We start from the raw sequence: 24103 nt of genomic DNA on the forward strand, positions 1-24103 counted from the left end.
CGGCAGATTCGATTGCGCACATTGAAGCATTGCGCCCCGATCTTGATATGGCCGACCCTAAATTGGGATTAAAAATCGCCGCAGAGCGCCTCAGCATTGTACGGTATGTGTTCCTTGTGCAGATCGAAGATGGTATTGCCTCTGCCAGTCAGCGCGCTTCGTTGGAATATGCAGACGCAGTATTGATCGGTTGGCCAGAAACCGATTCGCCAGAAGTTGTTGATTTGGATGATGATCAGCTGCGTATTGTGCGCGAACAGATGACGATGATGGAGCAGTATATTCACCGTTTCACGTCGATGGAACGCGCTGGCGATGTTGATGGTATGACCGATACGCTTATTCGTGTTACTGAGCGAGTGGCTGAAGTGCGCCGTCTGTACCAGCCTGAATTTGCGTTGCCAACTTTCGCTGAAATTCGCCGCGTGGTGCAGGACGAATGGGATGAGGACATGGGCAAGATCGATCCGCAAGCGGACGACACGACTGCTGATCATGTTGAGCGTGAAACCGATGAGGCTAATGACGAAGCAAACCGTGCTGGAGGGCAGACGGCATGAGTGTCGATGAGCCGCAACGGCGCATGTCTGATCTCTCGTTCGACAAGCCAACCGGAATGCAGCGCCTTTCTACGCGTGGCAACCTGCATGTTCGCCCGCGTATTGGCATTATGGGTGGCACGTTTGACCCGATTCACAATGGGCACTTGGTCGCCGCTTCAGAAGTGGCATGGGTATATGACCTTGACGAAGTGATTTTCGTGCCCACTGGCCGGCCAGTTTTTAAACTCGATAAGCATGTGACGAACGCTGAAGACCGGTATTTAATGACGGTGATTGCTACCGCATCAAACCCGAAATTTACTGTGTCGCGCGTTGATATTGACCGCCCAGGAGTGACATACACCATCGATACGTTGCGTGATTTGCGTGCTCAACATCCCGATGCAGAACTGTTCTTCATCACTGGCGCGGATGCTGTGGCTGAGATCATGCAGTGGAAAGATGCTGAGTTGATGTGGGATCTTGCGCACTTTGTCGCGGTTACACGCCCCGGTTACTCTTCGCCGCAAGGCGTACGTTTGCCTGAAGGCAAGGTTGACACGTTGGAAATTCCCGCGCTGGCAATTTCCTCTACTGATGTGCGCCGTCGTGCAACGCATAGTGAGCCTGTTTGGTACTTGGTGCCGGACGGTGTGGTGCAGTACATCGGCAAGCACGGCCTGTACCGGTAGGCTTGCGCGAGTGTCCGTAACGCGAGCGGCTTCGTCCCGCGCTCGCGCAGCGGTGTGTTGACAGTCGGCGTGAACGGTTAGTATGAGGTCAGTCACTTCAACGAAGCCGAACGTTTGGAGATATGGTGAGCGCAATCCTTGAAGGAAAGCCTGATAAGAACCTCATCCTGGTGACCGGTCGTACCCACCCAAAGTTGGCGGCAGATGTTGCCGAGCAGCTGGGTATCGATATTCTGGAAACCACTGCTTATGATTTCGCAAACGGCGAGATGTACGTGCGATACACCGAATCCGTGCGTGGTGCGGACGTGTTCGTTCTGCAATCTCACGCCCTTCCTGTCAACAAGTCGATCATGGAGCAGCTCATCATGATCGATGCGTTGAAGCGTGCTTCTGCGCGTTCTATTACTGCCGTGTGCCCGCTGCTCGGCTACTCGCGTCAGGATAAGAAGCACCGCGGCCGTGAGCCCATCTCCTGCCGTCTGGTGTTTGACCTGCTGAAGACCGCTGGCGCTGACCGCATTATGAGCGTGGACCTGCATGCTGCACAGTCGCAGGGCTTCTTCGACGGTCCGGTTGATCATCTCATCGCTATGCCGGTGCTGGTGGATTATATTCGCGATCGTTTCTCGAATCAGCTGGACAATGTTGCTGTTGTCTCTCCGGACGCTGGCCGTATTCGCGTGGCTGAACAGTGGGCGCAACGCCTTGGTGGCGGTCCGCTCGCCTTCGTGCACAAGACACGCGATATTACTCGTCCGAACCAAGCTGTTGCTAACCGTGTGGTTGGCGATGTTGTTGGCAAGGATTGTGTGCTCGTCGACGATTTGATCGATACTGCTGGCACTATTGCTGGTGCATGCCACGTGCTGCGTGACGCGGGCGCTAAATCTGTCACTGTAGTCGCCACGCACGGCGTGCTCTCCGGCCCGGCCGTAGAACGTCTGAAGAACTGTGGCGCCAAGGAAATCGTGCTTACTGACACGGTGCCGATTCCTGAGGAAAAGCGTTGGGACGGTCTGACCGTGCTGTCTATTGCTCCGCTGCTCGCGAGCGCTATTCGCGCCGTGTTCGAAGACGGTTCAGTTGCTGAACTGTTTGACACGTACCCTGAACATCACGGACAAGGTTTCTTGTTCGCCTAAAAAAATTTTGCTGCCGATTATGGCAGCATGAGCGGCCGTTTCATGCGCTTGCGCCGGTATGTGTTGAGGCGCGGCACGCGGAACGGCCGTTAATTTTTGCCGACATGATTTGACGAAGTCGACATGTATGGCATAATAAACACTTGGCGAGTATGCCTCGCCGTCTTCCCCCATGGTGTAATGGCAGCACACGGGTCTTTGGAACCCTTTGTCTTGGTTCGAGTCCAGGTGGGGGAGCTCACGCGCCCGGTTCGCGAATCCGCGGCCGGGCAGCAATCCGGCCTTCGGCCGAGAACTGGAGAAATGAATCGATGGCACTCACCGCCGCAATCATCCTCGCTGCAGGCGAAGGTACTCGTATGCGTTCGTCGAAGCCAAAGGTGCTGCATATTTTTGCTGGTAAAACGTTCCTTGAACGTGTGATGGCGTCTGTTAGTAAGCTTGAACCGGAAACGCTGGCGGTAGTGGTGCACTATCAGGCTGATCGTGTTGCACAAGCTGCACGCTCGTATCAGCCGGATGTTGACATTGTTCACCAGGATGACATTCCCGGTACTGGCCGTGCTGTGCAGTGCGCGATGGCCCAGCTCAACGCCAATGGTCCGATTACTGGTCCTGTGTTGATTGCTGCATCTGACATGCCGTTGCTTGATGCTGATACGCTTAAGCAGCTGATCGCATTCCACACGGCTTCTGGCAACGGTGCTACCGTGCTCACCACTGTGCTTGATGATCCAACCGGTTACGGCCGCATTATCCGCGATCGTGACGGCAATGTGCTGCGCATCGTGGAGCAGAAAGATGCTAACCGCAGCGAACTTGCAGTGCAGGAAGTAAACACGTCCGTCTACGTGTTTGACGCAGAATTGCTCAGCCGTGCTATCGCTGACTTGAAGTCCAACAACGCACAGGGCGAGTTCTACCTGACCGATGCGCTCGAAACCGCGCGTTCTGCTGGCACTGTTGGCGCGTTTACTGCCCCCGACCCGCTCAGCGTGGAAGGTGTGAATGATCGCGTACAGCTGGCTGCGCTGTCTCGAGCACACAACCGCCGCGTATGCGAAGCATGGATGCGTTCCGGCGTGACGATTCTCGATCCGGAGACGACGTGGATTGAAGATGATGTTGAAATCGCACGCGATGCGGTAATCTTGCCGGGCTGCTTCTTGCAAGGTCACACCGTTATCGGTGAAGACGCGCAAATCGGCCCGTACACGACGTTGATTGACGCGCACGTTGACGCGGAAGCAGTGGTGGAGCGTTCTCGCGTACAAGAGTCGCATATCGGTCGTGCTACGAACATCGGCCCATGGACGTATTTGCGTGCTGGCAACGAGTTTGGTGAGGAAGCTAAGGCTGGCGCTTTCGTTGAAATGAAGAAAGCGCATATTGGCAATGGTACGAAGGTGCCGCATTTAAGCTATGTGGGTGACGCTGAACTTGGCGATCACACTAACATTGGCGGTGGCACGATTACCGCTAACTATGATGGCGTGCATAAGAATCGTACGCATATCGGCTCTAACGTTCACGTGGGAGCTGGTAACTTGTTCGTCGCGCCTGTTGAGGTTGGTGACGGTGTGACTACCGGCGCTGGTTCGGTTATTCGTCACGCTGTGCCAGATGACGCGATGGCATATTCGGAGAACACTCAGCACATTGTTGAGGGCTGGAAGCCCAAGTGGGAGCGCTGAACATGACTGCAACGCAAAATACTATCGACACTGTTCGTATCGCCGCTGCAGCGGCTGACCGTCTGAAAGCCAGCGATATTGAGGCTTATGACGTGTCTGACTTGCTGGCGATCACGGAAATCATGCTGGTCGCTACCGCAGCGAATGAGCGTCAGGCACTTGCTGTCGCTCAGGAAATCGAAAAAGACGTGTATCTCAACTGCGGTAAACTTCAGCCGCGTTCACGTGAAGGCTTGAGCGAAGGCCAGTGGGTGCTGCTTGACTACGGTGATTTTATCGTGCACGTGATGCATCAGGATGCGCGCGAATTCTACCGTCTTGGCCGCCTGTGGCGTGATTGCCCGACCATCGACTTGCAGCTGGAACATCCTGAGCACAGTGGTGCATCAGACGCTGAAGCTGCGACTGACGCTGATTCCGTAGCGGTGGAAGATTAAGCCATGTCGCATGTTCGCTCGCTTACGCTCGTGCGCCACGGTCGCACGGCATATAATGCGCGCCATTGTTTTCAAGGGCAGATTGATATTCCGCTCGACGATACTGGCCGCTGGCAGGTAGCGCAAACGGGCGCTGCACTGAAACGCTTGTATGTTGACCCTAATCCGGAGCGTCACCAGCTCGTGGTCGCTTCTGATTTGAGTCGTGCCGCTGCTACCGCACACGCATTCGCAGACCCGCTAGGCTTGCAAGTTCATTTAGAACCGCGTGTACGTGAGCGCGATTTTGGCTCATGGGAAGGCATGGAACTGGCTGAAATTGAACGCCAGTATCCTGAGGATTATCATTCGTGGGCAACATTCCAGGGTGGCGAACTCAAATATGGTGCTGAGCCAAAAGCGCACGTTGGTGCGCGTGGCGCTGAAGCAATTGATGATTGGGCGCACCGTGCTGGAGACGACACGGATCTGTTTATCTTCTCGCATGGCGCGTGGATTTTACAGACTACGCTCACGTTGCTCGGCTCATCAGTTGCGCACCCTGACTTTGCTGATGCGCTTTCCATGCGTAACGCGCATTGGGCGCGCTTTGTGCCAGCGGACATGCCTGATGGCACGTTGCGCTGGCGCATGATCGAATATAATCATGGTCCAGCTGCAGCGGATAGCGCGCAATGGGAAAATCCACAGAATGCATAAACTGCGTACATACTGACGAGTACAGCCTTTGCAATACACACGATGGTATTGCAAAGGCTTTTTTCATACATATACGTGTGCGAACGCACCATAATATGAGATTTGCGTCAGCTAAGGCATACGATAGAACAGTAAGCGATGACACGCGCCAGCAGGGGAACTTGGCAGTGTACCCGCCAGTGTGCTCATGAGCACGTCGAGATGCCGAAGGAGACGAACGCATGAACGTGAACGAATCGACTATCTGGTGGCAGGTATACCCGTTGGGTTTTACTGGTGCTCCAATCAGACCTGAATCTGACGCTCAACGCGCGCTCACTCAGCGCCTCGATAAGCTGGAGCCGTGGCTTGACTATCTCATTACCATGGGGGCGAATGGTCTGTTATTAGGGCCGATTTTCGATTCGACTAGTCACGGTTACGATACGCTTGACTATTTTCATATTGACCCGCGCCTCGGTGATGATGCAGCGTTCGATCGGCTTGTTGACACCTGCCATCAGCGGGGTATCCGCATTATGCTTGATGGCGTTTTTAACCATATCGGGTATCACTCCGCACTATTTCAGCGTGCTCTTGCTGGGGCGGATCCAGCTGCTGAACGCATGTTCAGTATCGAACGCGATAGTACTGGCACAGTAACCGGTTATGCGCAATTTGAAGGCAATGGTGATTTGCCGACCTATAACCATGATGATCCCGCGGTTGCCAAACTGGTGACTGATGTTATGACGCACTGGTTGCGCCGTGGGGCTGACGCATGGCGTTTAGATGCTGCGTATGCTGTTCCACCTGCGTTTTGGACGCGTGTATTGCCGCAAGTACGCCGCGAATTTCCGGACGTGTGGATTATGGGTGAGGTAATTCATGGTGATTATCCGGCGATAGTCGCGAATTCTGGTATGGATTCACTGACGCAATACGAATTGTGGAAGGCAATATGGAGTTGCCAACAGTCTGGCAATTTTTGGGAGCTTGACTGGAGTCTCAAACGCCATAACGAGTTTATGCAATCGTTTACGCCGCTTACGTTTGTTGGCAACCATGATGTGACGCGTATTGCAAGTCAGATTGGTGACGCAGGCGCAGCGGTAGCGATGACGATTTTGTTTACTGTTGGTGGCGTGCCGAGCATCTATTATGGCGATGAGCGGGCCATGCGTGGTATTAAACGCGAATGTTTTGGTGGTGATGATGAGATTCGACCAGCATTTCCTGCATCGGCGAATGATCTGCCGACGCAAGGGGAGTGGATGTTCCATCTGATTCAAGGGCTCATTGACATTCGTCGGCGTAACTCGTGGCTTGTTCATGCGACAACGACGCCAGTACATCTTGAGAATCGGCATTATGTGTATGACGTAACTGGCCAGCATAATGGCGAACGCTTGCGCGTGGATCTCAATCTTGACCCTGAGCCGCATGCGGTGATTTACCAAGACGATACGGCGCTCATGTATGTGCATGGCCCCAACGCGTGATAAGCGTAGGGGGACAGGGAGTGAGAAGCGAGTTGAAGTAATAAAAAAATCCTTGAAACACAAAGTTTCAAGGATTTTTGTTGTGGAGCTAAGGGGATTCGAACCCCTGACCCTCTCCATGCCATGGAGATGCGCTACCAGCTGCGCTATAGCCCCATATTGAGTTATCGGCTTTCTGAGCCGTGTTATAGGTTACAGCAAAAGTGCTTATTGTCCATTCCGGCGTGTCGTATAAGACACGCGTGCAGGAGTGAATATATGACACATAAGCGGGCGATCAATGAACAGTTGCAACGATTGCTACGGTTGCAGGGGGTGTGTGATCGCCCGCTTATGTCATATGCGATTATTTACTGGTACTTGTAGAACCTGAGGTTGATTGGCTTGTAGTGCCGCTGCCGGTACTGCCGGTACTAGAGCCAGAGCTGGTACCAGTAGATGAGCTAGAACCGTTAGAGCCGGAACTCGAGTTGGAATCTGAAGAACCAGATGATGTTCCAGACTCAGACCCGGATGTTGTACCGGAACTGGTGCCACTGTTCGAGCTATTCGAATTACTTGAGCTGCTCGAATCGTTCGAATCAGAGTTGGTATTGGAACCGTTCGACGTATCTGTGGAACCGGAATCATTGGTATTCCCAGTAGACGAGTCTGTACTGGTTGACCCAGAACCGTTCGACGTATCGGTCGATTCAGAATCGTTGGTAGAGGAATCAGTACCATTCGAGTCTTCGGTTGTAGAAGAATCCGTTCCGGTGGAATCGGAATTATTCGAGAGTGTTCCTGAATCGTTGCTAGTAGAATCATCCGGCGTTTGATGTGTAGGCGGTGTTGGCGTCGTAGTTTGCTGTACCCAATCACGCACCACGCTATCAGTGCCGTGGCCTTGCGTTACCGCGAGAATAACCACAGCGGTGATAATCACTGCGATTAAAGCGCTCGCGATCGAAACAATCAACGCCGTACGTTTCGCATTATGCCCGCGATGGATACGCTCTTGCGCAACGGTGTGGAGCTTGCCAGCAGAAGCATGAGATGTTTGGGGGAGTGCTGATGATGCTCCGACAATCACGCGAGTTGCATCATCCGGACCAGCACTTTCGGCTTCAAGCAGTGGCTCGGCAGCAGACGACGCGATCGTGCGTGGAGCACGAGGAGTCGCAGCTTGGCCTGCTGCAGTGGAATCAAGCACGGCGGTTGAGGTAGCCGCGTCCTGTGCTGAATCAACCGCTGGCATCGTCGTGGTTGCCGACTCACCAGTCGCTCCAGTCGAATCAGATTCGCTTGCTGTGGGCGAATCGTTCGCACCAGCGACGTTCTGCAACTTTTTGCCTGATTCACTCAGCACATTCTTGTATACCTGTGTCGATACTGCAGAAACGACCGAGCCGATCGCTACGCCAATTACCGAACCGGCAATACCGATTTTTGCCGACAAGAGAAACGACGTTACCGCCGCTAGTGCACCAGCCGCAATCGAGGACATGGAAATGCCCTTGAAAAAATTCTTCATGATGCATGACGCTAGTGGGTGCGACTCACAAATCGCTTATCTTACGGTGAAAATCGCTGAATGCTCACACCCTTATAGCAAAATCTGCACAATTCGGGCGTGTACACCCACGTATCACTCGTATCACCGGTCAGGCAAACACGGTACCGTCTCGGCCAGAACCAATTTCGAAATGATATTTTGCGACCCCCAAGCAGATCTGTGACTGCACACCGTCCAACGCTTCAGCGCGCACATGACCATCAGCCAGTAATGTAAACCGCACCGGCTGCTTACCAAGCGCGCTAGGCGCCAATGCTACAGCTTGCAAACCGTCAACAAACCACGAAGGAGCTTCAGCAAGCGGGTCAACAGTGTTCATTGCTGACTCCACTGTTCCAAGCTCGCTTAGCGGTTTGCTGCGATGCGGTCGGCCTGGTCGCGCACCATATCCGATTGCCAATGCGGCCGGCATGCGCTCGCCATCATTGAACTGCCAACGGCCGTCATGTTCAGTTGTTTCGTGCAGCACCACCCAACCGGTATCTAATCCTGCTTGCACAGTGCGTAACGCCAGCATTTCACCGAAATAGCCAACACGCTCATCAAGGTCTGCAAACGCATGGCCACCGTCATTTGCACGTGCCGCACTATCGGCGCCAATAAGCGCAATGCAATAGCGAACATTACTGAATCGTCCATAATGCGTTGGGCATCCGCCGAACGCATCAGTATCGTCATGCACGAGTTGAATATGTAATCCGCTCTGCGCGTTTGCTTGGCTAATAGCGTGCTCGAGCTCGTCCAACACGGTTGCATCAATCGGACGATCGCTGAACGCGCGTACTGCATGACGATGCGTCATAGCTTCGGTCAGATGCATAAGTTCCATACAGATTCTCCTTACGTCCGGTTGCGGCAGCACGCTTACAGGATCATACTGTGGGTCATGCGAGCGTGGGGCGGTGTGATGGCTATGCCGTTCGTAGTGCTGTAATTGAGTGTAGCGATTACATCGAACGCATGAGACCAAACATCGAGCTGATGAATTGATTTGGTCAATAAATGGCCGATGCGTAAGCGGCACGTTAATAGGGGGGTAGTATGCAACATGGTCGAGGGCAAGAAGCACAAAGCCGTTGTGCAGGGCGTATGCTCGCTGCGGTGTTAGTTGTTGTGCTGATTGTGGCAACAGTGATTGCCGGGATACATGTAACGCGTGGAAACGTTGTGGGATCATTGACAATACTCATGAATGCGGCGGTACAACGAGCTCGCAATGGCAGTTCAGCGAACACAACAACGACAGCGAATGATGATTCAGTAATGCCGAGTGACGTTGCCGCACAACGCTATCCGCGCCTCGTAAGCAGCACTGATTTCAACAATAACGGTGCTGACGATTACGCCGATATTGTTGAAGGTGCACGTCAAGACGCTCAAGCACATCCAACCTATGACGACGGTTACTATCAAGGTGGTTACCCGCCGGATGATCGTGGCGCATGCACTGATCTTGTGTGGCGTGCGTTCCGTAATGCTGGCTATGATCTCAAAGCTATGGTCGATGCGGATATTGCCGCCGATCCAACAACTTACAAGGCAGTGGCACCCAAAGCTGACCCGAATATTGATTTTCGTCGTACTGGAGTGCTTGATGCGTTCTTCGCCAAATATGGTCAGCAGCTCACCACTGATATTGCGCAGCATGATCAATGGCAGCCCGGTGACATTGTCGTTTTTGAACACACGCGGCATATTGGAGTGATTTCCGACAAGCGCGATAAGGACGGTAACCCGTACGTATTACACAATATGAACCAGCTACATCGAGAGAATGATTATCTTGCGTTTCAACGCCATATGACGGTGACGGGGCACTATCGTTGGGATGCTGCTCGCGTTCCTGCTGACGTGTTGCGCGCGTGGCACTAAACCGCACATAGCGAAAAGCACATACCAGCCTGGTGAGATTCTTCACAATCGGCGCAGCTGTCCGCGAGCCGCACGAGTGGTGAAGTAGTCTGGATAAGGACATACTTATATTCGTTACCGTGAAAGGACACGCGCTATGGCAACGCTTACCGCTGACATGAAGACCTTCATCGAGAACAATCTCGCATGGATCACTACCATCGACAAGGACGGCAACCTGGACCTCGGCCCGAAGATGTCGATGTTCGTGCTTGACGACAACCACCTCGCTTACCACGAGCGTACCGCTGGCCAGCACTACCAGAACCTGCAGAACGGTTCCCCGCTGGTTATCGCCGTCGCCAACCTCGCTGAGAAGAAGGGCTACCGCTTCCGCGGCAACGTGACCCTGCACACCGATGACGACATCTACGAGACACAGGTCAAGGTTGCTGAAGAAAAGGGCACTAAGAAGCCGGCTGCTATTCCGGTGCTTGAGATCACTGAGATTCAGGACCTGTCTTCTGGCGCTACCGCTGGTAAGACCATCGAAAAGGACTGAGCTTTTACATAGTCGTTAACGCTGCACGATGAAGGGTTTGACCTCAATGAGTATGTGAGGTTAAACCCTTCATCGCTTTGTGATGCACGTAAAGAGTGCCCGAGAGTGTTCGATGGATTATCGAATACGATATTTGTGCCCGCGCTGCGTGATAAAAAAGCCAAGTCGACGCATTTTGCGCGTGAGCGAATACAAGACGCCATCCATCACATCGCGTTGCTCAAAGAAGCCAGTGCCGCACACTTTCGCTAACAGTTCATCAAAGTCAAGAAACTCGCCGTTAGCTCGAATCAGCGTCTCCAACGTCAAGTATTCGCGCGTTGACAGTGCGAGCGGTTGCTGCCCGCCACGATAGAACGCTTGGCTGTGAAGCGTATCGAGCATAAGATCACCGTGAATAAGCATGCGCGGGTTGTTCGAAGATTGCTGGCCAGCGCTGGTTTGTGCTGCTAATGCGCGAATATGCGAGAGCAGTTCCGCATCAGAAAATGGTTTGACGATAACAGCATCAGCATGAGGTAGTGCAGTTAGCTCAATGTGCGTGCCAGCTGGTTGGGTACTCGCTGATTGCTGCTGACTAGTAGTAGTCGACGATGCCGCTGTTGCGCTTGCATTGCGACGGATTGTTGGGGTTGGGGTACGCCGTTTCACTTCTTCAGTACGATCAAGATTGCCTTTTGCCATGTGCGGTGGCGTTGACAACAGCAGTACTTGCGGTGCTGATGAAGCATCTGATAGTGCAGAATGATCATGCAAAGCTGCGCGCAACGCATTGAGCAGCTCAGGGGTGACCATGTCATCAATAATGACTAATTCAACATGTCCAGATTGCGCCCACGTGTCAGCAAACGCTGAGGCTTCAGTAACCGCAGTTGCCGAATGCCCCGCAGCAGTGAGCGCGCCCGTCAGTGCAGACGCTAATGCTGCGTCGCTCGTCGCGAAGAGAATATTCACCAGTCCCTCCCTGCCAATAGTTAGCATCCACTGTAATCCGTTCCCACTGATTACCGCACCGAGAATCCGCAACAGTTTCAAACTGTCGCATACCGTGCAACAGGTTGCAACAGGTAATTGCGCTTGCGGCGTGGCGGTTGCATGAACCGGTATTGAGTCGCCTATAGTCGCGTGTAACACCATCGGCACCATCGTGTGCCATAGTTCGCAGGCAGGAGGACAGTATGGAACAGACCACGGAGCAGACGGCTAGTGCCGCAGCGCAAGCTCCTCAGCAGCAGACAGCGCAATCCAAGCCGCAAAGCAAGCAGCAGCTGCCTGAGCCTTGCGAGCACACAACCTGGCATTCCACCAACATCGACGGCCGAGAATTGCGCTACACGGCCACCGTCGGCACATTGCTGATCGACACCCCGAAGGTCAAGCGCGCAGCAAGCATCTTCTTCACCGCGTTCAACCTGGCCGACGATGAAGGCAACGCTGACCCTGAGCGCCCGGTTACGTTTATCTTCAATGGTGGTCCTGGATCGTCCACCACGTTCCTACTGATGGGCTCCATCGCCCCCAAGTGCATTGATGTACCTGACGCTGCACCAGTACCGGCTGCACCCTATCATCTTGAAGACAACCAGTACACCTTGCTTCCTCACTCTGATCTTGTGTTCATTGATGCAGCCGGTGCTGGATTCTCAGAAATTCTCGATGAAGCGAAACCAGAACTGTGGTCGGTGGATGGTGACGTTGCTGGATTCAGCGCATTCATTCGCGCATACCTCAGCAAATACCATCGTTGGAACTCGCCCAAGTATGTGCTTGGCGAATCCTATGGCACTACACGTGGCGCGGCGCTCGCATACCGTTTGCAGCAGGATGGCGTAGCACTTAACGGTCTTACACTCATCTCCAACATTCTTGACTACGCGTTCACACTCGACACGTCCGACCAGTTCTACATCGGTTACTTCCCGACGTTCGCATCCGTTGCAAAATACCACGGTCGCGCCGCTTCCGACACTGAGCTTGCGGAACATTTGCAGGCTGCCCGCGCTTTCGCTGCCGGTCCGCTACGTCTGGCGCTCGCTGCCGGCGCTTCACTTGACGACGAGACCAAGCATCGCGTGGCCGCTCGTTACGCCGAACTGACCGGACTCGATGAGCAGTATGTCTACGATTCCGACCTGCGCGTGGTAGACATGCGCTTCCGTAAGGAACTGCTGCGTGACGAGGAGAAGATCGTCGGCCGTTACGATGGTCGCGTCGCCGGATACGATCTCGATCGCATGAACGACGAGGAGACGTTCGTAGTGGACGATGCGTTCCTCGACCCCGCATATTCAAGCCTTGCCAACGCCTATCTGCGTGACGAGCTCGGCTGGGATCGCGAACCTGAACGCCGCGGATTTGCTGACTTCGATTGGAACGCCACCGAAGCAGGCAAGGGTTGGACGTGGTGGCACAAGCAGCCGGATATGACCAAAAGCTCGTGGGGCCAGAACATTCCATTCCCCAATGTCGTGCCCGATCTCGCCGCTGCGATCGCCCACCAGCCGACGCTTAAAGTGCTCATCGGCAACGGCGTATACGACTTGTGTACTCCGTTCTTCCAAACCGAATACGATATCGACCATCTTGGCCTGCCCAAGCCTTTGCGCGCCAACGTCGCGTTCACCTACTATCCGGCCGGCCACATGCTGTATTCCAGCAAGCCGAGCCTTGCAAAGTTCGCACACGATCTGGATCGTTTCTACGCAACTGATACAAGCGGCCTTGCAGCAATAAATGAGCGCCCGGCACTGCCGGCACCCACTATCAACCTGTAAACGAACCAATTATCGAACGCTATTCAAGGAGTAAGAACTATGACTGACACTCATACCACTGCAGCCGATCAGACTACTGCAACCGACAAGGCGCGCATCGACGTTTATGGTGCCGACTGGTGTGGCGATTGCCATCGCGCCAAGGACGCACTCAACCGTTTCGGCGCCGCATTCGTCTGGCACAATATTGAAACCGAAGACGGTGCTGCCGACCAAGCAGTCGCAATCAGCGGGCAGAAGCACATTCCTGTCGTACGCTACGCTGACGGCACCTTCCAAGTTGAACCGTCTGCTACCGATATCAAAGCCAAGCTCACCGAGCTGGGCTTAATCGCCGCCTGAGCTAACACGTCAGCGCTGCCATAGTCACAACAGTGTTTCGCAGCATACAGGTTATCGGTATGGCCGCTAGCTGATCCTATATGCGCCGACCATGATGGAATCACCCGGATAATACGCCGGGTGATTCCATCAGCAGTGAGCATTACCGCACAGTGAATCATCCACAGTGAATTACTCACAGTGTGAGTGCAGGAAGGCAGCGAACCATGGCCATAACTACGTCAACCGGCACATATAACGCTCGGACAATATCAAACCAGCAGACCATACGCATTCTGCCTTATGCCATCATGACAGCGCTCGCCGCACTCGCCGGCGCAGGCGTCTCATTCGCGCCATTATACGAGCGCATTTGGGGCGGCATGATGTTGCATCCCGCATGCCCAGTTATGCTCAAAACATTCCTATACCGGTCCAACACCGGGGGAGTGAACACCGAATATGGTGCATGCGTTACCTCGCCAGTATGGTTGAGTGCAGTCACTGCGCTCGCAATCATCATGATGATTGCCTTCGAAATTGCAATGTTTGCAGCGTGCAACACTGCACGTCCGCGTACTGCTATCAACGAGCTTGCTGGCAACAGTCATCAGTTGCTCACCCTACGCAATCAGCAAACGATTGTGTGGCTAGCGGTGGCAGCAATATCAGCACTCGCAATACTGGCGTTAAACGGCAATCTGTTCAATTTGGTTCTTTGGGCTATTACCATCATGCTCTGGCTGGTAATGATGCGCCTACAGCCATCGAAGCGCACCCCCATTGCTCGCACCACTATGCTTGCCATACAAACCGGCATGATGCCAGTATTCATCACTGAATACGCACTATCCGAAGAAATCAACATAAGCGGTGGCGTGATCATCGCATGCATATTCACACTCTTCGCGTGGGCGCTCGCGTGGATGCAAGCAGAACCACGCGAATTATTGGCAGCGCAACAATCACCGAATCCTGTATCGCAAACCAGCCACGCTGCGCGTTTTGTACGTATCATGCCATGCGCAAGTGCGCTCGCAATCGGCTGGCTTATCGCTAGCGCTGTAACCTACCGATATAGCGTGTGGACGCGCACGGATTTTTGCCCAGCATTAGCTGCCAACGGTAACGCGCTCGTCGCCTCATGCATTGGCGGGCAGCGACTCGCCATGTTGCATACGGTGGTAAGCGTACTGCCATTCGTCTCGTTAGCGTGTGTGCTTGGCGCGCTAATATGTGCTGTTTGCCGGCGTCGCAGTGCGGCTACAATATGCTGTGTGCTTGCCACTGCTAGCGCAATGATTGCGTTTGTTATTGCGTTCACACTCGTCTGACAAGTATGAAGCTTGCTCAATATCATTGCCGCCTCATGTACTGCCGCTGCCTGCCGGTACGATAGAACGCGGAAGATTGAGCAGATCTGATCGGCAAGAGGATCGGCGGCATACAAGGAGCGGGCATGATCGACGAAGTAGTGTTTCTGCGGCACGGACGAACCTCATTCAACCTTGCGCGACGACTGCAAGGGCAGATCGACGTGCCGCTCGACATTGTCGGTCAATGGCAAGTTGATCAAACAGGCTTCGAACTTGCGCGCCGATACTACTGGGCTAAAGTTGGCGTAATCGCACGCGACCCTGCACAACTGGCTCAGCCGGGGCCGGATGCAGTAAAGCCCAGTGATATTGACGAATACCGTCAAGCGCCAGCTGCACGCCGCCGCATGGTGGTGATGTCATCTGACTTGTTCCGCGCTCAGCAAACCGCGCACGCATTCGCAGATCTGCTCGGATTGCCAGTGAAGCTCGATGCGCGGTTGCGTGAACGTGCCTTTGGCCAATGGGAAGGCATGACGCGTGAAGAAATTCGCGCCGAACATGCTGACGCCTATGATTCATGGCGCGCTCACACCGGCGGCGAGCTCGCGTTCGGCGTGGAAAGCCGCGTGGCAGTAGGCCGACGTGGAGCCGCAGCGGTACTCGATTACGTGAACGATCCTGCGTATGCTGACGAGCCCACCACGCTAATGATTGTCGGCCACGGTTCATGGCACGTGGCCACGATCGAAACACTGCTCGGTATGGATCCAGACAGTATGAGCAATCTGGACGGTATGCGCAACGCCTTCTGGTCAGTGTTGAAACCAATTCGCCACGCTGATGGCACGCTCACATGGATGATGGCCAGTTTTAATCAGGGGCCTGCAATCGCAGGAACATGCGATTGGGAGAATGGGCCTGCTGATCTGCATAGCCCAAGCATGCCAGCGTGGAAGCCACTCGCATAGCTCGCAGAGATGAGGCGTATAGATATAAGCCGAATAGGCTAGACGCGCGTATTCTCGCGTAGCCCAGCAGTCGGCTTGTAGTGAGCCGGCTTGCAAGTCGTGCCCCAAGGTCTATTCTTGGTTGAGGTTCGCGCGGTGAGCGGCCGCGACACGTATCGGTGAGAGGCGGGTGAGACAACATGTTGAGGATGTTCAGCACGATTAACGGCCAAGTGGAGCAAATCGAAAAACCTGAGAATGGTTCATGGTTATGTCTGTCTGAACCTACCGACGTGGAGCTCGCTACCGTAGCTCAGCAAACCGGCGTTGACCTGGCTGACTTGCGCGCACCGCTTGATGATGAGGAACGCTCGCGTGTGGATGTTGAAGATGATTACACGATGATCATCGTTGATATTCCAACCGTTGAAGAGCGCGGCGGGCGCGACTGGTATGAGACCATCCCGTTGTCGATTATCGTCACTGAAGATCTCATTATCACCGTTTGCATGCAAGATACTCCAGTATTGCATCCGTTCATGGAAGGCACGATCCGCGGTTTCAACACCTTCATGAAATCGCGATTCATCCTGCAAATCTTGTACCGCAACGCCAGCACCTATCTGCGATACCTGCGCATCATTGATCGTGAAAGCGACAAGCTCGAATTAAAGCTGCGCCACGCGATGCAAAACCGAGAAATCATGATGCTGCTCGAATTGAGCAAAACCTTGGTGTACTTCACCACATCGTTGAAATCAAATGAAATCGTTATGGAAAAACTGACCACGCTTGCACGCATTCAGCAGTATCCAGACGATGAAGATCTTCTCGACGACGTCATCATCGAAAACAAACAGGCTATCGAGATGGCGAACATTTACAGCGGCGTTCTTGCAAACATGACCGATGCGTTCGCTTCGATCGTTTCAAATAATTTGAACAATGTGATGAGAATCTTCACGATTATTTCGATCACACTGTCGATTCCTACACTGATTTTCTCCATGTATGGCATGAACTTCCAAGAAGGCATGCTTGGCATGCCCTTTACCGGTAGTCGATGGGGATTCCTCATTATTATTCTCATTTCTGTAGCGCTGTCCCTCGTGGTTACGTGGTTCCTGACTCGTTCGCGCATGTTTAAGTGACAGGTAGCCCAGTGAGCAGCCGTATTCGTCAGCAATTTGCTAGGCATGGCACCCGGTGTACTGCGTTATTCGCGGCAGTGGCATTAACGATGTCACTGGGGGCTTGCGGTTCGTCTGCGTCCAATACGGCTGATGAGGATGCTTCAGCATCATCGGCTACATCCGGTCAGCCGGAAGGCCCCACGCTGGCGATCGGCGTAGCTGCTGACCAGCCTGGAATGGGCGAATGGCGTAACGGCGGCTACTCAGGATTCGACGTTGATGTAGCCCGATACGTTGCCAATGCGCTTGGATATGCTGATAAACAAATCGTATTCAAACAAGTGACGCCAAATACGCGCGTCGCTATGCTCGATGAAGCCAAAGTTGACTTGGTTGTTGCAGGATTCGCTGTTACTGATACGAATCGTGCTCATGCCGCGATAACAGGCCCGTATTTGATTGCTGGCCAAGACCTGCTCATTCGCGCTGACGATGCGCACGCCATTCATGGACCTGCCGATATGGCGGGGCGAACCGCTTGTGTGGTTGACGACAATGTGGCAAGCGCTTTGCTCGCAAGCTCGCCGAATGCGCGTATTGAGCATCGTGATGATTACGAACAGTGCGTTACTTCACTCATGGTCGGCAGTTCTGATGCGATTGCTGGCGGTGACGCTATTCTTACCGGGCTCGCACGCGCAAAAGGTGCGGATTATCTGCGCGTAGTAGGCAATCCGTTCGGGCAAGAACAGTATGGTGTTGCCGTTCGGCTTGGCAGTGATGAACTCGTTGATAATATCGCTGAGATTTTGCAAACGATGATCACTGACGGCACATGGCAGCAGGCTATCGAACGGTTAGAGACGCGAACTGGCTACACGCCAAACGCTGCCCTGAATCCGCCGGATCCAACGCAGGGTGTTGCTGATGCTGCGGATGATACGAGTGGAGAGAATACGGCCGAATGACGATCATACGTGGACATTCAGCCACGTGTGTCCAGTTGCATGGCAATAATCCTTGTCTATGAGCGACAACGAGAAGAGCACGCAACACGCGTCCACCGATCCCGCCGAACCCGCGTTCCGCTACAACGCGCGACTGGCGCAGGATATCGAAAACAAGTGGCAAAAGATCTGGGACGACAAGGGCACTTTCTGGGCTGCCAACGTTCATGGTGATCTCAAGGATGGCGAGGGCCGTAACGCTGAAGGACGCCCCGCATTCTTCGCAATGGACATGTTCCCTTACCCCTCTGGTAAGGGCCTGCATGTCGGTCACCCGCTCGGCTACCTTGCTACCGATGTGGTGTCGCGTTACCACCGTATGAAGGGTGAGAACGTGCTGCACGCCATGGGCTATGACGCTTTCGGCTTGCCTGCAGAACAGTACGCTGTGCAGACCGGTCAGCACCCGCGTATCACCACTGAAGCCAATATTGCAAACATGCGCCGTCAGCTGCACCGCATGGGTTTGAGCTTTGATAACCGTCGTTCGTTTGCGACTATCGATCCCGCGTACGTGCGTTGGACGCAGTGGATTTTCTCGCGTATATACGACGCGTGGTATGACGAGGATGCTACTAATCCGTCTGGTTCTCAGGGTTCTGCACGCCCGATTTCGGAGCTCGTTGCCAAGTTCGAAAACGGTGAAAAAGCTATTCCCGGCCATGAGAACGATGGCAAGGCGTGGGGTGATCTGAGCGAGGCTGAGCAGCAGGATATTCTCAACGATTTCCGTCTTGCTTACATTTCCAAGTCGCCGGTCAACTGGTGCCCGGGTCTGGGCACTGTGCTCGCCAACGAAGAGGTCACTGCTGAAGGCAAGTCTGAGCGCGGTAACTTCCCGGTCTTCCAGCGCGAGCTGCGCCAGTGGTCTATGCGTATTACCGCGTACGGTCACCGTCTGATCGCAGACCTCGATGGCATTGATTGGCCAGAAAAGGTTAAGCTCATGCAGCGCAACTGGATCGGCGAATCGCACGGTGCTTCTGTGCACTTCACCGTTGCCACTCCTGCCGGCGACAAGGACATGGAGATTTACACCACTCGTCCCGACACGCTGTTTGGCACCACGTTCGCCGTCGTCTCCCCAGAGCACGACCTGCTGCAGTACGTGCCTGCTGAGTGGCCGGCTGATATTCCGGAAAGCTGGAAGGGTGGCTACGCGACCCCAGCTGAGGGCGTTAAGGCGTACCGTCTCGCTGCTGAATCGAAGACTGCGAAGGACCGCGTTGAAGAGGCTGGCGAGAAAACTGGTCTGTTTACTGGCCTGTACGCAACGAACCCGATCACTGGCGTCAAGCTCCCGCTGTTCACTGCTGACTATGTGCTCATGGATTACGGCACTGGTGCAATCATGGCTGTGCCAGGCGGCGATCAGCGCGATTACGATTTCGCAACCAAGTACGGTCTGCCGGTTATTTACACCGTGCAGCCACTGCCGGAATCCGGCGACGATCTCGCTAACTATGAAGGCAAGGCACCGTTCGTCAGCCACGACGGTATTGTTATCAACTCCGCTGTGGATGCGACGTTTGCTAAGGGTGACGCGCTGAGCTTGAACGGTCTGCGCGTGGATGATGCAATTGCCAAGGTCAATGCTTGGCTTGAAGAGGCTGGTGTCGGCAAGGGTACGGTCAGCTACCGTCTGCGCGACTGGCTGTTCTCTCGCCAGCGCTACTGGGGTGAGCCGTTCCCGATCGTCTACGGTGAGGACGGTACTCCGCATCTGCTGCCAGACTCGATGCTGCCGATCAACCTGCCTGATGTGCCGGATTACAGCCCGCGCACGTTCGATCCGATGGATGCTGAATCCAACCCGGAGGCACCGCTTTCGCGCAACGAGGATTGGGTGAAGGTTGAACTCGACTTGGGTGACGGTGTGAAGACGTACTACCGTGATACGAACACCATGCCGAACTGGGCTGGCTCCTGCTGGTACTACATGCGTTACATCGACCCGACCGACACGGCCAACATGGTCGAAAAGGACGAGTTCGATTACTGGATGGGCCCGAACCACAACAAGTATTCCGGCCCGGAAGGCGGCGTTGACTTGTACGTGGGCGGTGTCGAGCACGCTGTGCTGCACCTGCTGTACTCGCGCTTCTGGCACAAGGTGCTCTTCGACTTGGGCTTCGTGGATTCGGCCGAACCGTTCCACAAGCTGTTCAACCAGGGCATGATTCAGGCGTTCGCTTACACCGATGATCGTGGCCAGTACGTGCCGGCTGCCGAAGTTGAGGAAGGACCGGCTGGCTCCGACGGTGAGCCGACCTTCACGTGGCATGGCGAGCACGTCAACCGCGAGTTCGGCAAGATGGGCAAGAGCCTGAAGAACATCATCACGCCGGACGACATGTACGACAACTACGGTGCCGATACGTTCCGCCTGTACGAGATGAGCATGGGCCCGCTGGCTGACTCCCGCCCGTGGAACACGCGCAACGTGATCGGTGGTATGCGTTTCCTGCAGCGCTTGTGGCGTAACGTCGTCGACGAGAACACTGGTGAAGCGCACGTTTCTGAGGACGCTCTGGATGAGAAGACTCTGAAACTGCTCAACAACACGATCGCTGAAGTGACTGTGGAGATGGAGGGCATGCGCCCGAACACCGCTATCGCTAAGCTCATCGTACTCAACAACCATCTGACCTCGCTGGGTACCGTGCCGCGCGCCGCTGTCGAGCCGCTGATCCTCATGCTCGCGCCGATCGCACCGCACATCTGTGAGGAAATGTGGTCGCGCTTGGGTCATGCTGAGTCGCTGGCGCACGCGCCGTGGCCGGTGGCTGACGAGCGTTATGTGGGCCACGATACGGTGACTGCAGTCGTGCAGATCAAGGGCAAGGTGCGCGCCAAGCTCGACGTGCCAGTGGACATTGATCCGGCTGAGCTGGAGAAGCTTGCGCTGGAAGCTGTCGCCGAGCGTTTGGGCGGCAAGACCCCGCGCAAGGTGATCGTTAAGGCTCCAAAGATCGTCTCTATCGTTCCTGCGGAGTGATAACACACCAGGGCGTACTGGTGTAACCGCATACAATGGCGGCCGGTTCACAGTGACCGGCCGCCATTTGTGTTATTGCGAAGCTGTATTTGCGCTAGAGCAAGAATGCGCGGCGTTGGGCATCGCTCTGCGACACGCCGAAATGTGGATAACCCGGTAGCCTTCGACCACATACCCCAGTTCAGCTGGACTTCATGCCTATGCATCCCGCACGCTGGGAGCATGGGCGTTTTTACGAGTCGAGGCGCGCATGCGGCACGGTCACGCAACACTCGGTCGCATGCGCGATTACGCGCGCGCATGCAGCAAAGCAGCGCGAACAGTACGGCTACCGTACCGCAACCAGTCCAAGGGACTGCCTCGGCACCAGTAACGATGCCAGCAACTACTACGATCATCGAGCCCGACAGTGCGCAGCAGGGTAGTGCACAGCAGGGTACGCAGCAAACTGATGGTACTGCATACACGCTGGCAGCACTGATTGGTGTGCGCGCTGACGATGGGCTAGAGGAACGCACACGAGTTGCACGCGACCGGCCTCGCTGGCGATTCAAACCATTCCACGCGGTCATCGCTATCATGGCACTCACCTGCGCGCTCTGTGCCAGTCTCACTATGCTAATCCAGCAAGCAACGCGTTACGCTACAGTCAGATCGTCAGTGACTACATCCAGCGCCACGTCTGATCAGGCGGCAACAAGCAATGAATCACCAACAGACGCACGGTCAAATACACAGTCAGATACACAGTCTGATGCGCAGTCAGATACGCCTGCGGATACTGGCATACCCGTAAATGAACCTGTGCCCAATGATCAAACGCCGTCAATACACGAGTCACCAAGCGACGCATCATCCAATAGTGATGCTCACAACACGAGCTCACCAACTACGCAGCCAGTTGACGAGCGCATTGACTTAAACACGGCAAATATTGCCCAGTTACAAGCCGTCAAAGGCATTGGGCCAGTTACAGCACAACGCATTATTGACCATCGTACGAGCATCGGGCGGTTCACTAGCGTTGATCAACTACTCGACGTGAAAGGCATTGGCACAAAAACACTCGAAAAAATACGACCATGGGTGCGTGTGTGATGAGCGCACAACACATCAACCAGTACGCGCATACAACGCATGAGCATCATGATTATGATGCGGCGCAATCATACGAGCGAGAGCAGGGGAGCTGCGATTGGCGGATGCTTCCCGTCGCTCTTGTTGTATGGGGCGTCAATCTTATCGTGTACCAACTGTGGAACGCATGGCAAGAGGCACCGTCAGGCGATGGTTATGAACCTCATATGGCCACTAGTGGTATCAGTCTTGGTGATAGTCGTACCATGATGCTGCTCATAGTGGCATTGGCGAGTTTGCTACTGGGCATAGCCGTGGGTATTGCGCTGCGCTGCCGAAGAAAACGCCAAGTTGCTGGCATACTGACAGTGTGTTGTATTGCTGCGATGATCTCGGCTGCAGCAACGATTGCTGATACTACGATCCAATGGCATGATGCAGCAATGGCGTTAGCTCGCGATGGGCCACAGTATGTCAGCGCGATTGTGCACGTCACCTCGCCAACAGTATCCGCATCCAAAAGAGACGCTGATTGCCAAGTGGATGGTGTTATTCGCACGATATTCGACGGCACTGTTGAACGTAGCGCGAACGGAGCTGTTCGAGTGTTCTTACAATCACCGCATTGCACGACATCGATCGCCACAGGCTCATACCAAGTCTCGGGCGAGCTAGCCACAGCTGAATATGGGAGCAAACCGTTATGGCTGATCGCTGATGATAGGGGAGCGCTTCGCGAAGTAGCACCGCCGCGCATAACAGCGCATGCTGTTGCAATGATGCAACAAGCGATGTTTGCTGTGTGCGCGGATCTCTCCGACCAAGCGCGCATACTCGTACCAGGTTTAACCGTCGGAGTACTTGGTCAGGATATCGTATTGCAGGGCACGGCAGCTGCATCATCAGAGCCGTCAACGATTATGGACTCGCTTGACATCAATGCTACATATGCCGAACAGCTCGAAGATAGTTTCCGCCGCTCAGGCATCATGCATTTAATGGCAGTTTCCGGCGGGCATTTCATGATTTTGGCAGGATTCATCCGTCGTATGTGCGCACGAATGCTCACTCACCGTTGGATTACAGCCTTGGCGATGATCGCTGGCAATTGCGCTCTTGCAGCTATAGTGTTTCCCTCCGATTCAGTATTGCGCGCACTCAGTATGGGATGCCTATCAGCCATTTGCTTAGGACTTGGGCGGCGCAGCCAAACAGTAAGCGGATTGTGTTGGACCGTGATAGTGATGCTCATACTTACGCCAAGCATGGCACGCAGTTATGGATTCGCTCTATCATGCGCAGCCGTACTTGGCATTGCATTGATCGCCAGCCCGGTACAACACATGATTGCGATACTGCTGCCAGATACTGTGGCTGAAGCGACCGCCATGACTATTGCCGCACAGGTATTCACTTTGCCAATTCAAGTACTGATGGAACCGGAACTGCCAATATTGTCGATTCCTGCCAACGTGCTCGTTGCACCGTTCGTTGGTTTTGCGACAATCGCAGGACTCATGGCGCTCGCCGTATCATGGCTGAGCCCAGACATCGGATATGCGCTGGCATGGATCGCCGGCTGCGGCACGCGTGTTATGGAACGCTGCGCGATATGGCTAGGCGGCAAACAATACGCTACCGTTCCTTGGGCGGGCGACCTGCCCGGCGTACTCCTTATTCTGCTGGTCGAAGGGGTAATCGCGGCCGGGGTAATGCTCTGTGTACGCGCTCTCGCACGCAGATCGACCCCTGATGCTGATTCTCCTTCTCCAGGCGCTCGCAAGTTCCCATTCCGCCCCCGCGAACGCTTCGCCCTATGGCTCTCCGACACCAAACGCATGCTTGAAGAAGCATCCGAATAAGTGCCGA

21 protein-coding genes and 2 tRNA genes are annotated in these 24103 nt (G+C 54.4%); 19 read left to right on the plus strand and 4 right to left on the minus strand.

Features of this window, described 5'->3' with window-relative positions:
* Positions 1–47 precede the first annotated feature (47 nt).
* The 8 genes from D2E25_RS06200 to D2E25_RS06235 all read left to right on the plus strand — a co-directional run bounded on the left by D2E25_RS06200 (position 48) and on the right by D2E25_RS06235 (position 6690).
* Entirely contained in the window at positions 48–560 is a 513-nt protein-coding gene (locus D2E25_RS06200; RefSeq protein WP_420897333.1) for a phosphoribosylglycinamide synthetase, read from the plus strand.
* Complete coding sequence (gene nadD / locus D2E25_RS06205) at positions 557–1234, plus strand: nicotinate-nucleotide adenylyltransferase (protein ID WP_125980904.1); 678 nt, start codon at positions 557–559, stop codon at positions 1232–1234. The genes D2E25_RS06200 and nadD overlap by 4 nt, the downstream gene beginning before the upstream one ends.
* Before the next feature lie 122 nt (positions 1235–1356).
* Complete coding sequence (locus tag D2E25_RS06210; RefSeq protein WP_125980906.1) at positions 1357–2379, plus strand: ribose-phosphate diphosphokinase; 1023 nt, start codon at positions 1357–1359, stop codon at positions 2377–2379.
* A gap of 166 nt (positions 2380–2545) precedes the next feature.
* Positions 2546–2616, plus strand: a tRNA-Gln gene (locus D2E25_RS06215).
* 74 nt (positions 2617–2690) lie between these two features.
* Positions 2691–4073, plus strand: a complete 1383-nt coding sequence (gene glmU / locus D2E25_RS06220; protein ID WP_125980908.1) for a bifunctional UDP-N-acetylglucosamine diphosphorylase/glucosamine-1-phosphate N-acetyltransferase GlmU — start codon at positions 2691–2693, stop codon at positions 4071–4073.
* A 2-nt stretch (positions 4074–4075) separates the two neighbouring features.
* Positions 4076–4510: a ribosome silencing factor gene (gene rsfS / locus D2E25_RS06225; protein WP_125980910.1), complete on the plus strand. Its 435-nt coding sequence runs from the start codon at positions 4076–4078 to the stop codon at positions 4508–4510.
* A gap of 3 nt (positions 4511–4513) precedes the next feature.
* The gene (locus D2E25_RS06230) at positions 4514–5209 is read left to right on the plus strand and encodes a histidine phosphatase family protein (RefSeq protein ID WP_125980912.1); all 696 of its coding nucleotides are present in this window, start codon (positions 4514–4516) and stop codon (positions 5207–5209) included.
* A 221-nt stretch (positions 5210–5430) separates the two neighbouring features.
* Positions 5431–6690: an alpha-amylase family protein gene (locus D2E25_RS06235; protein WP_125980914.1), complete on the plus strand. Its 1260-nt coding sequence runs from the start codon at positions 5431–5433 to the stop codon at positions 6688–6690.
* A gap of 83 nt (positions 6691–6773) precedes the next feature.
* Here D2E25_RS06235 and D2E25_RS06240 read toward each other — a convergent pair.
* The 3 genes from D2E25_RS06240 to D2E25_RS06250 form a co-directional block, all read right to left on the minus strand.
* A tRNA-Ala gene (locus D2E25_RS06240) sits at positions 6774–6846 on the minus strand.
* 190 nt (positions 6847–7036) lie between these two features.
* On the minus strand, positions 7037–8203 hold the full coding sequence (locus D2E25_RS06245) for a hypothetical protein (protein WP_125980916.1): 1167 nt from the start codon (positions 8201–8203) through the stop codon (positions 7037–7039).
* A gap of 130 nt (positions 8204–8333) precedes the next feature.
* Positions 8334–9074 carry a nitroreductase family protein gene (locus D2E25_RS06250; RefSeq protein WP_241217056.1) on the minus strand — a complete coding sequence of 247 codons (741 nt, stop codon included), beginning with the start codon at positions 9072–9074 and terminating at the stop codon, positions 8334–8336.
* A gap of 434 nt (positions 9075–9508) precedes the next feature.
* Here D2E25_RS06250 and D2E25_RS06255 point away from each other — a divergent pair, with 434 nt between their 5' ends.
* Together D2E25_RS06255 and D2E25_RS06260 are read left to right on the plus strand one after the other, a co-directional pair.
* Positions 9509–10117, plus strand: coding sequence for a DUF1287 domain-containing protein (locus D2E25_RS06255; RefSeq protein WP_241217057.1), 609 nt, complete (start codon positions 9509–9511; stop codon positions 10115–10117).
* A 136-nt stretch (positions 10118–10253) separates the two neighbouring features.
* The gene (locus D2E25_RS06260) at positions 10254–10658 is read left to right on the plus strand and encodes a pyridoxamine 5'-phosphate oxidase family protein (RefSeq protein WP_125980918.1); all 405 of its coding nucleotides are present in this window, start codon (positions 10254–10256) and stop codon (positions 10656–10658) included.
* A 117-nt stretch (positions 10659–10775) separates the two neighbouring features.
* On the opposite strand, the gene D2E25_RS06265 is transcribed toward D2E25_RS06260, so the two are convergent.
* A complete protein-coding gene (locus tag D2E25_RS06265; RefSeq protein WP_125980920.1) occupies positions 10776–11612 on the minus strand; it encodes a winged helix-turn-helix transcriptional regulator in 837 nt (278 codons plus the stop codon).
* Positions 11613–11836: 224 nt separating this feature from the next.
* Here D2E25_RS06265 and D2E25_RS06270 point away from each other — a divergent pair, with 224 nt between their 5' ends.
* From D2E25_RS06270 to D2E25_RS06310, 9 genes are all read left to right on the plus strand, one after another.
* The gene (locus D2E25_RS06270) at positions 11837–13432 is read left to right on the plus strand and encodes a S10 family peptidase (RefSeq protein WP_125980922.1); all 1596 of its coding nucleotides are present in this window, start codon (positions 11837–11839) and stop codon (positions 13430–13432) included.
* 39 nt (positions 13433–13471) lie between these two features.
* Positions 13472–13774: a mycoredoxin gene (locus D2E25_RS06275; protein WP_125980924.1), complete on the plus strand. Its 303-nt coding sequence runs from the start codon at positions 13472–13474 to the stop codon at positions 13772–13774.
* Positions 13775–13980: 206 nt separating this feature from the next.
* Positions 13981–15087: a hypothetical protein gene (locus D2E25_RS06280; protein WP_125980926.1), complete on the plus strand. Its 1107-nt coding sequence runs from the start codon at positions 13981–13983 to the stop codon at positions 15085–15087.
* Positions 15088–15212: 125 nt separating this feature from the next.
* Positions 15213–16040 carry a histidine phosphatase family protein gene (locus tag D2E25_RS06285; RefSeq protein ID WP_125980928.1) on the plus strand — a complete coding sequence of 276 codons (828 nt, stop codon included), beginning with the start codon at positions 15213–15215 and terminating at the stop codon, positions 16038–16040.
* A 179-nt stretch (positions 16041–16219) separates the two neighbouring features.
* Positions 16220–17170: a magnesium transporter CorA family protein gene (locus D2E25_RS06290; RefSeq protein ID WP_125980930.1), complete on the plus strand. Its 951-nt coding sequence runs from the start codon at positions 16220–16222 to the stop codon at positions 17168–17170.
* An 89-nt stretch (positions 17171–17259) separates the two neighbouring features.
* Entirely contained in the window at positions 17260–18120 is an 861-nt protein-coding gene (locus D2E25_RS06295; RefSeq protein ID WP_125980932.1) for a transporter substrate-binding domain-containing protein, read from the plus strand.
* 58 nt (positions 18121–18178) lie between these two features.
* Entirely contained in the window at positions 18179–21157 is a 2979-nt protein-coding gene (gene leuS / locus D2E25_RS06300) for a leucine--tRNA ligase (protein WP_125980934.1), read from the plus strand.
* Positions 21158–21532: 375 nt separating this feature from the next.
* A complete protein-coding gene (locus D2E25_RS06305) occupies positions 21533–22255 on the plus strand; it encodes a ComEA family DNA-binding protein (RefSeq protein ID WP_164514747.1) in 723 nt (240 codons plus the stop codon).
* Positions 22255–24096, plus strand: a complete 1842-nt coding sequence (locus D2E25_RS06310) for a ComEC/Rec2 family competence protein (RefSeq protein WP_164514748.1) — start codon at positions 22255–22257, stop codon at positions 24094–24096. Before D2E25_RS06305 ends, D2E25_RS06310 begins: the two co-directional genes overlap by 1 nt.
* Positions 24097–24103: the final 7 nt, after the last annotated feature.

It is taken from the genome of Bifidobacterium goeldii, assembly GCF_003951095.1.
In the GTDB taxonomy this organism is placed as follows: domain Bacteria; phylum Actinomycetota; class Actinomycetes; order Actinomycetales; family Bifidobacteriaceae; genus Bifidobacterium; species Bifidobacterium goeldii.